Consider the following 12,185-nt stretch of genomic DNA (forward strand, 5'->3'; position numbering starts at 1 on the left):
ACTAGCGCTTAGAACGGAAGAATATTTCAGTTTGTTGCCCCGGTGGAAAATATTTGCATAAATTAGTGTGAAATTATCTCCTAATACTAGTTATTCTATTACCGCATCCCACCTATGGTCAACTTGAAAGAGATTGAACTGATCTACAATTGTATCCCAACCCCCTGTGTAATTCTGGAAGCCAACGCACCGACATACACCATCGCTATAGCCAATCCTGCTTTTATAAAAGCGACTTATTCGAATTGGGAATACATCATTGGGCGCCCTTTTTTCGATGTGTTTCCGGCCAACGCCGATGATGATGGAAGTAGGACTGTAAATATTACGGAAGCCTTTGACCACGCTTTTCAGCAGAAAACACCTCATCTTGTGACGAGACACCGTTATGATTTACCTGCGGCGATTGGTTCTGATCAGGAGGTGCGTTACTGGAACATTGAAACCTATCCATTAATGGATCAGGATGGAAGCGTGCAGTATATCGTTCAGAGTTCTACTGATGTAACCACCTTGGTGCAAGCGGAGCGCCAATTGGAAGATAATAATGAACGCCTGTTACATGAATTGGAAGCGCGGGACTTTATGGAAGGAGCTCTTCAGCTTAGCAATGAGCGGTTTACATACGTTAATATGGCGACTAACGACGCCATTTACGATTGGAATATCACCTGCAACAATATCGAGTGGGGGCAGGCTTTTTTAAACCTTTATGGATATTCTACCGATGAACAATTCCCGATTGAAAAATGGATGGAGCTGCTTCATCCGGAAGATAATACCAGATTGGTGCGCAGTTTAAATGCAGCGCTTAACGATCACAGCAGGCACAGTTGGACCGGAGAATATCGACTACGAAGAATGGACGGCAGCTATGCGGATGTAGAAGCAAACGGCTATATTCTTAGAAATGAAAAAGGCCTTGCCAAGCGCATGATTGGTGTGTTGCGGGATGTTTCCGCGCGAAAACTTGCGGAAGCAGAACTGCAATCGCTCAAAGATACTTTCAGTGATCTATTCCATTTGAATCCATTCCCAATGTGGGTATTTGATCTGGAGTCGTTGATGTTTCTGGATGTAAACGAGGCCGCAGTAGGTCATTATGGATATTCAAAGGAGGAATTTCTAAGCATGTCGCCCAGAGACATTCGTCCCACAGAAGACCGTGATGGATTTCTTCAGATCATCGAAAATGAATTAAAGCCCGGCTTGGAACATGTTTCGACCGTTCGCCACCAGAAGAAATCCGGGGAGGTCATTTTCGTGTATGTTAAGGGGAAATCGATCAGATATGGCTCCCGGGCGGCGAGAATTGCTGTAGCTATTGACGTTACAGAGAAAATTAAATCTGAAGAAGCGCTTAAAGAGAGTGAACGCCGTTTTAAAACCTTAATCCAGGAGAGTTCAGACTTTATCGCCATTCTTGATGCTGATGGAACTTATAAATACGTAAGTCCACCAGTGGAGCGACTGTTGGGCATCAAGCCAGAACAACTTATTGGACAAAACGCCTTCGATGCTATTCATGATGCTGATCGGGAAACACTTGCCACACAACTTCAGAATCTCAGCGATAAAACCTGCATTAAGTTGCCACCATACCGGATTGTTGATCAGCAAGGTAGAACACAGTGGATGGAAACGATAATTTCCGATCTGAGGAACGACAGTGCTATCCAGGGTATTGTTTGTAATGCCCGCGTGGTAACCGATCGGGTTGAACAGGACTTAAAGATTAAGGAGCACCTGGAGCGATTCAATGCGGTGTCGAAGGCAACGAGTGACGTGATCTGGGATTTTAACATCATCACGGGGCATGTTTTATGGAACCACGGGATGCAAGCCGTATTTGGACATCAAGAGCTGGAGGTGAACTTTCAATGGTGGTATGATCGCGTACATCCGGAAGACGTTGAGCGGGTAACGGGCGTAGTTAACCACCACGTGGAGCACAAGCTTCCGCGTTGGACAAGTGAATACCGGTTCAGGTGTGCAAACGGCCGTTACAAGTATGTGCTGGACCGGGGCTTCTTGATCTTTGACCAAGAAGGTCACGTGCTCCGCATGATTGGTGCATTGCAGGACATTAGCGAACGGGTTACCTACACAAAGACTATTGAAGCACATAACAAGCGTCTTAAAGAAATCGCCTGGACCCAGGCCCATCTGGTTCGAGGTCCGCTCACCAGCATTTTAGGCTTGATGGAATTATTGAAGGATCCCACGACGGACGAGAATACGCGGGATGCGATCATCGCCTACTTAGATCGATCAGCAGCACAACTGGACGAGACAATCAGGGTTATTATCAATAAAAGCCATGATTCTTTACAGGATCCTGTCTCTTAGCCCTCGCCATCAAAAACGACTTCCAAATTAATAAAATTTCCCGTTCTTTTTTGTTAAACCATCTGAATAGCAGGGTTGTTTGTTGTAAAAGATGTCGAGGAAAAACATGGTAAGCCAGGGAATACATAAACTAAAGACAACTGCTGATCTGGGTCCTTTGATGGACCGTATTGGTGACGCAACCTGTGTGCTGCTAGGAGAAGCATCACACGGTACACATGAATATTATACCTGGCGTACTGCGATTACGAAAAGGTTGATTGCGGAAAAGGGCTTTAACTTTATTGCCGTAGAGGGTGATTGGCCGGACTGTTATCGGGTTAACCGCTATATTAAGGGTTATGAACAGCAGGATGCGGCAGCACATGAAGTGCTAAGCGCATTTACCAGATGGCCGACCTGGATGTGGGGAAATTGGGAGATTGCAGCTTTGGTCAGCTGGCTTAAGAAACACAACCTGAATACCGCTTCCCGCAAAGTAGGATTCTATGGCCTGGATGTATATAGCCTTTGGGAGTCCATGGATGTGATGGTTAACTATCTGGAGGAACATGATCCATTGGCTGCCCGTACAGCAAGGCAGGCGATTGAATGTTTTCAGCCATATGGCCGTGATGAGCGAAAGTATGCAAGAGCGCAGTTTACCCTTAATGATGGCTGTCGGGAGCCATTGATTCGATTGCTGGCAGAGATCAGAAAGAAAGCTCCAGGCTTTGATCATGATCCGGAAGCAGCATTGAACACGAGTCAGAATGCTTATGTAGCCCTCAATGCAGAGGAATATTATAGCAATATGAGCGGGTTCAATGATGACACCTGGAACTTGCGTGATAGCCATATGATGGAAACCCTAAACCGAGTACTTGAATTTCATGGTCCTGGTACCAAAGCAATTGTTTGGGAACATAATACCCATATTGGAGATGCGAGGTTTACAGATATGCGGAAAGCCGGAATGATTAACGTTGGCCAGCTTGCACGTGAACAACTTGGTGAAGAGGAAGTTGTTCTTGTTGGATTCGGTTCCTATCAGGGGACGGTTATTGCTGCTGATCACTGGGCTGCGGAAATGGAGGTTATGCCTGTTCCGGCAGCACGGAGCGGCAGTATTGAGGAAATGTTGCACGCTTCATCTGCTGAGAATAAGCTGATCGTTTTTGATGATCATAACCGCAAGGCCTTTGCTTCGGTGCTACCCCATAGAGCAATAGGTGTGGTGTACAACCCACATCATGAGCGATATGGCAATTATGTGCCAACGGTGCTTAGCTCCAGATATGATGCATTTATTTATCTTGATCATACACGTGCTGTTCATCCTTTGAAGCTCCACCCTGATCCGGCGCTGCTGCCGGAAACCTATCCATTTGAATTTTAAGAAAAGCTTAAATGTTCTTGAGACAAAAATAAATGTTAAATTATGGCAAAGTATTCTAAAAAAGCAGGCGAAAAAGTAGAGGAAGCCATGCATGAGATGAAAGCGGGAAAGTTAAAGACCGGTGCTGGAAAGAAAGTTACTTCTCAGAAGCAGGCCGTAGCTATCGGGCTTTCAGAGGCAAAGAAAGAAGGCGCTAAAGTGCCTAAGAAAAAGTAAAAGGAATAAATTGATTTAAATCTGTATTGATGGAAGACTTGCGAATTGCGACCGCACAATTTGAAAATAGCAGTGGCGACAAGGTATTTAATTTAAATAGGATAGAGGCGCTGACAGCAGTGGCGAAAGCACAGGGTGCAAAGGTTGTCGCTTTTCATGAATGCTCCATCACTGGATACACTTTCGCCCGCAATCTTTCAAAAGCAGAGCTCCTAGATGTGGCGGAGTTCATTCCCGAGGGCCCATCTATTAACCGATTGACTCAGATTGCGAGCACTCATCAGATGGTGATCCTTGCCGGCCTGTTCGAGAAAGATGCCAAAGGCGGGATCTTCAAAGCTTATGTATGCGTTGGTGAAAATGGGCTAATCGCTAAATACCGAAAGTTACATCCATTTATCAATCCACACATCACGCCTGGAAATGAGTATGTGGTGTTTGATCTTTTTGGTTGGAAATGTGGCATTTTGATCTGCTACGACAACAACATTATTGAAAATGTACGCGCGACCAGTTTACTTGGAGCAGACATCATTTTTATGCCTCATGTTACCATGTGTACGCCGTCGACCAGACCAGGTGCTGGCTTTGTGGATCCAACGCTTTGGTACAATCGTGAAAAAAATCCGACATCATTGCGGCTGGAGTTCGATGGCCTGAAAGGGCGGGCCTGGTTGATGAAGTGGTTGCCGGCACGTGCTTACGATAACGGATTATATGCCATATTCTCCAATCCGATCGGCATGGATGATGATCAGCTTAAAAACGGCTGCTCCATGATCCTCGACCCGTTTGGAGACGTCATTGCAGAGTGCAGAAGCCTTGGGGATGAGGTGGTAACTGCATTGATCACCCGAGAAAAAGTAACGCAATCCGGTGGGTATCGCTATAAGAATGCCAGAAGACCCGAGCTCTATGCAGGTGTTATTGGCGCAGATCATCTCGCTGAACAGAAGGTTGTTTGGCTTCATTCGGACGCTGAACGTTAAATTTGAAAAAGAGAATTCGTATATTGTTTTAACTCAATAACCTGTAGAATATGATAACGCTCCTTCAAGCAATTGGTACAGCAGAAATTGTAATCGGCCTTTTGGTGATTGCTCTTTTTGTTGCTGTCGCCAATTATGGTAAAGACACAATTTTAGGCTACTTCGGAACGCTACTACTCGCTATGCTTACTACTCCAATGGTGGCCTTTTTAATTATTTATCTCTTGAAAGGGGCAAGAAGGCACCGGGCATTTACAGATAGATCCCAGTATTAGATCTAAGTATACTGCTTACAAGTTGCATTATTTCCCAAAAGAATCCCGGAATTTTTATATGTTTACCTTAAAGGTCAAACATGTACGAGGAAAACGTTAAATTATTGGAGGATTCAGCACTTGTATTGCAAGTTGCCGCACAAAATCGTCTGGCATTTGATGAATTGTACGACCGTCACTTTAAATTGGTCTATAATGCTGCGTTTAAACGGCTAAAAAATGCTGATCAGGCAGCCGATATTACTCAGGAAGTGTTTGTCCAGCTTTGGACAAGGAAATCCATCGCTCCAATCGAGAATTTACCTGCATATTTATTTACACTGGTGCGCAATAACGTTTTCAAGTTTTTGGAACGTGAACAAAGATATGAGCCCCTGCCTGAACTTTTTGATCAATGGGACGGTAGCACCGGTAATGCGGACGCGGTTTTACTTTACCAGGAGTTTGTTGTTGCCTTTGAACAACTCGTTAGCGCTTTATCTCCACAACAGCAAATTATCTTCAGAATGCGCTATGAACAGGAGTTAAGCCCAGCTGAAATTGCTGATAAGCTAGATATCTCCCCGAAAACAGTGAGAAACCAACTCGGGAAAGCATTATTTAGATTAAAAAGTGCTGTAGCAATTTCGATTTTGTTCTACTTTATAATCTCTGGCAGGTAGTAAGTCCCATTCTTTACATTCTTTTTGATTTTTTTTTTGCAGCGCGTGGGCGGATTCTGTTTATCTCGACTCATATATGTAAATGCTGCCCGATGGAACCATTAAATGAGCAACTATTCTTAGAAATTCTGGCCAAATACAATGCTGGCCGAGCTACCAAGGAAGAGATTGCGTACTTAGAAGCCTATTACAACTTATATGAGGTTAACGCGCCTGATGCAATTCAGCAAGGGGAAGCTGAACTGAAAGCAAGTGTAAAGGCGAAGATAGATACTCGTCTCGGCGGCCGGAGCAAGGTGCTGAACATTGCCTTGCGCCGGTATGCTGCAGCGGCGGTAATTTTGCTCTCCCTGACTGCAGGTTTATATTTTACCCTTTATAAGCATGATACCGCGAAGCGGCAGTTTCTGGTTCAAGACCGGGCACCCGGAGGTCAGAAAGCTACCCTCACACTTGCTAACGGCGATGTCATAACCCTTGATGGTACTGCTACCGGGAAAATCGCAGATGAAGCTGGAACAAAGATCCTGAATTCGGCTGATGGTACGATCATTTATAGCGGTAATTCCGCAAGTACTCGAACCGCCGCAGCTCAACTGCAAAACACAATTGCTACGCCTAAAGGTGGACAGTATCAGCTTATACTGGCCGACGGTACGAAGGTTTGGCTGAATGCGGCATCTTCACTAACCTATCCCACATCATTTGACTTGCATGAGCGCAAGGTCATGTTAACAGGAGAAGCCTATTTCGAGGTTGTCAAGAATGCAAGCGCAGCATTCAAAGTTGTAACTCCAAATCAAACGGTGGAGGTTTTAGGCACACACTTCAATGTAAACGCCTATGTGGACGAAGCGGCGACAACCACCACTTTGCTTGAAGGTTCAGTAAGGATTTCGAGCGCTGCCGGTAAAAAGGTCCTTAAGCCGGGTGAGCAGGCGCAGACAAATGCGAACAGTGGAACTATTTTGATGACCTCCGGGGTGGATGCGGGTAATGCCATTGCCTGGAAGAATGGTGTATTCTCTTTTGAGAATGAGGATCTGGAGATGATCATGAGGGAGGTCAGTCGCTGGTACGACATTAAGATCATTTATGATGGCCCTCTCCCGAAGGAAAAATTTGTCGGTGAGATCCCCCGAAATAGTAAGCTTTCTGAGGTATGCCGGATTCTAGAACTTAACAACCTCCAGTTCAAGATCGAAGGAAATCAGATGACTGTTTCTGCAAGAAAACAATAGATTATTAACCTTTTAAACCTCAGAACATGATTAAACTGCTACACTAGTCATCACAAGAAAAAACCGGGATACCTTCACATATCCCGGCCGAATGAAGTCTGCAGCTGCCTTCGAACCAGCTGCTTAATTGAATCTTAATCCTAAACAAAAGTATGAAATTAACCTGTCTTTACAAGGCGGCCCAGGTGCCGCGTGCCGTAAAGTTTAAACTTCTTCTGGTGATGAAATTGACTTCTATTTTATTATTCATCAGTGCCTTACATCTCTCTGCTGCCAGCTTTTCGCAAACCGTTTCCTTATCAAGGAAGAACAGTTCTTTGGAAAGTGTATTCAGGGAAATAAAGGCGCAGACTGGCTACCTTTTTTTTTACAATGAAAAGCTGAATACCAGGAAACCCAACGTTAGTGTAGAACTAAAAAGCGTTACGCTTGAACAAGCGTTGGATGCCTGCTTAAAGGGGCAGGATCTTGTTTATGACATTGTAAATAAAACCATAGTGATTCGGGAGAAGGTGCCCGAAAAGTCCTTATCTGGACAACGCATTCAACAGACCATCATCAAGGGTACTGTACTGGACCCGGATACCAAGGAGCCAATACCGGGTGTGAATGTCACTTTGAAAGATAACAAGGCGGTAAAAACGCAAACCAACAACCAGGGGGAGTTTAGTATCAATGCAAATGCCGGAGACATCATTGTATTCAGCTATATTGGCTATAAACCTAAGGAGCTGAAGGTTGCAGAAGCGAAAATCATCACGGTCGTGATGGAAACACAAGTAAACAGCATGGATGATGTTGTGATCACCGGATACCAGATCGTCAAAAAGGACACCTATACCGGAAATACCATCACGATCCAGGGCGATCAGCTTAAACAGATCAACTCACAGAACATTCTTAAAAGTATTCAGAATTTTGATCCATCCTTTCGGATACTTGATAATAACCTGCTGGGTTCAGACCCCAATGCCTTGCCAAAAATTAACGTCCGGGGTGCAACTGCTGTTCCTTCCATTAACGATAATGTGTTGGACCGGAATAATCTTTCAAGTAGCTATAACTTGCCAACTTTTATTCTTGATGGATTTGAAGTTTCCCTGCAAAAAATCACCGATCTGGACATCAACCGCATTGCGAGTGTGACCTTGCTGAAAGATGCAGCCGCGACAGCGATATACGGATCACGTGCAGCCAATGGTGTAATGGTTATCACCACCAAAGCGCCTATTCCGGGAAAGCTACAGCTAACCTACAACTATGAGCTAAATCCTACAGCACCCGATTTGAGCGATTACAATGTGCTCAATGCGGAACAAAAGCTTGAATATGAGCGCCTATCGGGTCTATACACGAACGGGAGGAATAATGTGGGTAACCAGGATGATCTGGATGAACTTTATTACAGTAAACTTAAAAATGTATTAAGTGGTGTAAACACCTACTGGTTATCACAGCCATTACGTAATACTTATGGGCAAAAACACAGCCTATATGCCCAAGGAGGGGATTCGACCTTTAGATATGGTGTTGATTTACGTTATCAAACCCGTCCGGGTGCGATGATGGGCTCTAACCGGAATCAGTATAGTGGAGGGATGGTATTTAATTATAATCCGACACGTAAACTTCTTATTAAGAACGAGGTAACGCTGACTCAGGTGAATGCGCAGAATTCAAAGTATGGCGATTTTTCCTCTTACGTACGAATGAACCCTTATTACCCGATGACAGATGCTGAAGGTAATTTGATCCAGGAGATCGCCAATTGGCAAATAGATACGCATTTGGATGGCGGGGATCAGTACAGAACGGTGAAGGTTTTTAGCCCGCTTTACGAATCAACGCTGGGTAACTTCGATAAGAATTCATATTTTGAATTCATTGATAACCTATCCGCTGACTGGCGGATTACACCAGACCTGAGGTTTATTGGATCTTTCAGTTTTAACCAGAATAAAGCAAACAGCGACAGGTTTGTTTCGCCATTCAGCAATACCTTCATTGATGGCCCAACCAACGAGATTCAGAACCGTGGCAGCTATGACTACAGTACTACGGATACCTGGACAGCAGATGGTACCCTGCGATTGCTGCACAATAAACAAGTGGGTGACCACAGTTTCAATACCACCTTGGGTGCAAACGGGATTGCTAGTAAAGGAAACTATAAATCTTTCGCTGCGCGGGGGTTCAGCAATGACAAGTTTTCAGGTATTGGCTTTGCACGAGGCTATGCGGAAAATACCTCACCTTCAGGGGAGGTTTCTGAAAGACGTTTGCTTGGATTTGTAGCTGCGGAGAACTATGCTTTGAAAGACAGATACCTTCTGGATGCTTCCTTTCGTTTAGATGGATCATCCATTTTTGGTGAAGAAGGTCGTTTTTCTCCTTTTTGGTCCTTGGGCTTAGGCTGGAACATTCATAAGGAAAGCTTCATGAACAGGCTTTTACCCGTGATTTCCAGAATGCGTCTGACCACAACCACAGGTTTCACCGGTTCTGCATCTTTTCCGGCTTACCTATCTAAATCCATCTATAGTTATCAAAAATCGAACTGGTATTCTACAGGCGTAGGGGCAGTTGTAAACGGCTATGGAAATGAAAATTTAAAGTGGCAGAAAACAAGGAACTATGACCTGAGTCTAGACCTTGGGCTGTTTAACGATCGCGTTTCCATCAGGCCGGTATACTACTATAAACTTACGGAGGGATTGTTAACCGATATTGATATTTCGCCTTCAACGGGTTTCACCGTGTATAAAGCAAATCTTGGTGATATGGTTAACCAAGGTTATGAAGTATACCTGACCCTGAATGCTTACAAATCGGCTGAATGGAATGTCAATTTGATGGGTAATCTTGCCCACAACAAAAATAAAGTTGTGAAGATCTATGATGCGCTGCAGGCCTTTAACAACAAGATTGACGAACAGCAAAATGATCCGGACAATAACGCCACTTCAATCCCAATGCTGCGTTTCAAAGAAGGCCAGTCCATAAACACCATATATGCCGTAAAGTCTAGGGGTATTGATCCGGAAAATGGTAAGGAGATCTTCGAAAAACTGGATGGTACCTATACCTACGATTACGATATTAAAGATACACAACCTGTGGGCGATGAAACACCGCAGTTGCTCGGAAGCATGGGCGGAAGTGTAACTTATAAACAGTTTATGCTAAGCTTCAGTGTCGGTTATGAGTTCGGCGGCGACAGGTATAATCAGACCTTGGTAGATCGTGTTGAGAATGCGGATCCCAGGTTTAACGTGGATGCCAGAGCGCTCACCGAAAAGTGGCAAAAACCTGGTGATATTGCCTTCTACAAAAACATTGCAGATCCAGGAACCTATCTGGATAATACCAGAACATCCTCGCGTTTTGTTCAGCGATATAATACCATCAACTTACAATCGGTTTACCTATCCTATGATTTCAAACGCAGTGTAGCTAAGAAACTTGGATTACAAGCACTGAGACCTTCTATTACGGCTAATGACCTGTTCAGAAGTTCAAGCATTGAGATTGAACGGGGAACAGTATATCCTTTTGTAAGAAGCGTGACCTTCGCCTTAGCAGCAACATTTTAAAAAACTCAAAACATGAAGAAAATCTGTACAATTATATTGATGATGCTAAGCTTGTCATCATGCAAGAAATTTCTGGATGTTAAACCAGAATCTGAAATAGACAAAAACGAGCTGTTTACGACCGAGGCTGGTTTCAAAGAAGCATTAAACGGTGTGTACCTGCATTGTGCAGGAGGACAGCTATATGGAGGTTATATGACCTTCAGTCTGTTGGACATCATGGCACAGAACTATAGATTTACCGATGTCAAATTTCAGGAGATTGCCAATTTCAACTACGCATCCGCAACGCTGATATCGGACACCAGAACGATTTGGGAACAGGCATATCGTGGTGTGGCAAATGCAAACTACATCTTGACTACAATTGACGAACGCAAATCGCTTTTCCGGGATAAAAATTACGAGATTATAAAAGGGGAGGCTCTGGCCTTGCGGGCTTACCTGCATTTTGATATGCTTCGGATGTTCGCCCCATCTTTCGTTAGTAAACCATTGGGGAAAGCTATTCCTTATGTGACCACGGTAACGCCAACCAACACACCTTTCCTGAACGTGACCGAAGTGCTGGACCTCACGATTGCTGATCTGGAAGCTGCAAAGGCCTTGCTGAGCCTATCTGATCCGATCCTTTCTTCCGGATATGTCGTTGGCTACCCTGATGAGCAGAAAGCAACGGAGTTAAACCACCCGGATCTTTTTCTGCAGAACCGAAGACACCGGATGAACTATTTCGCAGTGTGCGCGGAGTTGGCGAGGGTTTACCTTTATAAAGCTGACTTCGAGAAAGCCTTGCTAAATGCCAAAATTGTTATCGATTCTGAGAAATTTCCCTTTACCAAAGTAGAAGATTTTATCCAGGGTGATCTAAGTAAAAAAGACCGGATCCTGTATAAGGAACTTATCGCTTCATGGTACATCCCTAATGCGAAAGACATGCTGATTAACCTGTTTTCCAAAGAGGCACCTGATTATAGCCCCACGGTTAGTCAACTTGACGAGATCTACGAGAAACAGCGTTTTGGTGCGGAAGATAATCGCTACAAGCAATGGTTTGTAAATGTTAAAGGGCAGCAATCGACTGAAGATCGGAGCTTATTACAGAAATATGTGGTGAATTCTGCACCGCTGTCAAACCTGCATCCCTTAGTCGCTCCGGCATTGCGTTTAAGTGAAATGTACTATATCGCTGCAGAAGCAAGTTTTGACCAGAATCCGTCGGAAGCACTGATGTATTACAACACGGTTCGGAGAAACCGGGGAATTCCGGATGACCTAACGACGGTCGCCAACAAGGGCGAATTTCTCGATCTCCTCCTTCTTGAGGCGAGAAAGGAATTCTATGGGGAGAGCCAGACTTTCTTTATGTACAAACGCCTAAACCATGCGATTAAGATTTCACAAACACAAAGCATCAGTCCATCCGATAAGATCTTCGTGTTTCCGATACCTGCAACCGAGTTAAACACCAACAACTAATTG

9 protein-coding genes are annotated in these 12,185 nt (G+C 44.3%); all 9 read left to right on the forward strand.

The window, feature by feature from the left end:
* The first annotated feature begins 114 nt into the window (after nt 1-114).
* The 9 genes from AC5WJX_RS11810 to AC5WJX_RS11850 all read left to right on the forward strand — a co-directional run bounded on the left by AC5WJX_RS11810 (nt 115) and on the right by AC5WJX_RS11850 (nt 12,182).
* Complete coding sequence (locus tag AC5WJX_RS11810) at nt 115-2,349, forward strand: PAS domain-containing protein (RefSeq protein WP_494484680.1); 2,235 nt, start codon at nt 115-117, stop codon at nt 2,347-2,349.
* A gap of 91 nt (nt 2,350-2,440) precedes the next feature.
* On the forward strand, nt 2,441-3,727 hold the full coding sequence (locus AC5WJX_RS11815) for an erythromycin esterase family protein (protein WP_494484681.1): 1,287 nt from the start codon (nt 2,441-2,443) through the stop codon (nt 3,725-3,727).
* A gap of 42 nt (nt 3,728-3,769) precedes the next feature.
* Nucleotides 3,770-3,943, forward strand: a complete 174-nt coding sequence (locus tag AC5WJX_RS11820; protein ID WP_440429679.1) for a DUF6496 domain-containing protein — start codon at nt 3,770-3,772, stop codon at nt 3,941-3,943.
* Between the two features lie 29 nt (nt 3,944-3,972).
* Nucleotides 3,973-4,932, forward strand: a complete 960-nt coding sequence (locus AC5WJX_RS11825) for a nitrilase family protein (protein ID WP_494484682.1) — start codon at nt 3,973-3,975, stop codon at nt 4,930-4,932.
* A 50-nt stretch (nt 4,933-4,982) separates the two neighbouring features.
* Complete coding sequence (locus AC5WJX_RS11830) at nt 4,983-5,207, forward strand: hypothetical protein (RefSeq protein ID WP_494484683.1); 225 nt, start codon at nt 4,983-4,985, stop codon at nt 5,205-5,207.
* 80 nt (nt 5,208-5,287) lie between these two features.
* Nucleotides 5,288-5,869, forward strand: a complete 582-nt coding sequence (locus AC5WJX_RS11835) for an RNA polymerase sigma factor (RefSeq protein WP_494484684.1) — start codon at nt 5,288-5,290, stop codon at nt 5,867-5,869.
* Between the two features lie 92 nt (nt 5,870-5,961).
* Nucleotides 5,962-7,110, forward strand: a complete 1,149-nt coding sequence (locus AC5WJX_RS11840) for a FecR family protein (protein WP_494484685.1) — start codon at nt 5,962-5,964, stop codon at nt 7,108-7,110.
* A 152-nt stretch (nt 7,111-7,262) separates the two neighbouring features.
* Nucleotides 7,263-10,703 carry a SusC/RagA family TonB-linked outer membrane protein gene (locus AC5WJX_RS11845; protein ID WP_494484686.1) on the forward strand — a complete coding sequence of 1,147 codons (3,441 nt, stop codon included), beginning with the start codon at nt 7,263-7,265 and terminating at the stop codon, nt 10,701-10,703.
* 12 nt (nt 10,704-10,715) lie between these two features.
* Nucleotides 10,716-12,182: a RagB/SusD family nutrient uptake outer membrane protein gene (locus AC5WJX_RS11850; protein WP_494484687.1), complete on the forward strand. Its 1,467-nt coding sequence runs from the start codon at nt 10,716-10,718 to the stop codon at nt 12,180-12,182.
* The last annotated feature ends 3 nt before the right edge of the window (nt 12,183-12,185 follow it).

This window comes from Pedobacter sp. NEAU-ZC8 (assembly GCF_059278965.1).

What these genes read in the sequence shown, in the direction of transcription:
- AC5WJX_RS11825 (WP_494484682.1), top strand. Translation starts at nt 3,973, where the DNA reads ATGGAAGACTTGCGAATTGCGACCGCACAATTTGAAAATAGCAGTGGC.
- AC5WJX_RS11840 (WP_494484685.1), top strand. Translation starts at nt 5,962, where the DNA reads ATGGAACCATTAAATGAGCAACTATTCTTAGAAATTCTGGCCAAATAC.
- AC5WJX_RS11845 (WP_494484686.1), top strand. Translation starts at nt 7,263, where the DNA reads ATGAAATTAACCTGTCTTTACAAGGCGGCCCAGGTGCCGCGTGCCGTA.
- AC5WJX_RS11835 (WP_494484684.1), top strand. Translation starts at nt 5,288, where the DNA reads ATGTACGAGGAAAACGTTAAATTATTGGAGGATTCAGCACTTGTATTG.
- AC5WJX_RS11820 (WP_440429679.1), top strand. Translation starts at nt 3,770, where the DNA reads ATGGCAAAGTATTCTAAAAAAGCAGGCGAAAAAGTAGAGGAAGCCATG.
- AC5WJX_RS11830 (WP_494484683.1), top strand. Translation starts at nt 4,983, where the DNA reads ATGATAACGCTCCTTCAAGCAATTGGTACAGCAGAAATTGTAATCGGC.
- AC5WJX_RS11850 (WP_494484687.1), top strand. Translation starts at nt 10,716, where the DNA reads ATGAAGAAAATCTGTACAATTATATTGATGATGCTAAGCTTGTCATCA.
- AC5WJX_RS11815 (WP_494484681.1), top strand. Translation starts at nt 2,441, where the DNA reads ATGTCGAGGAAAAACATGGTAAGCCAGGGAATACATAAACTAAAGACA.
- AC5WJX_RS11810 (WP_494484680.1), top strand. Translation starts at nt 115, where the DNA reads ATGGTCAACTTGAAAGAGATTGAACTGATCTACAATTGTATCCCAACC.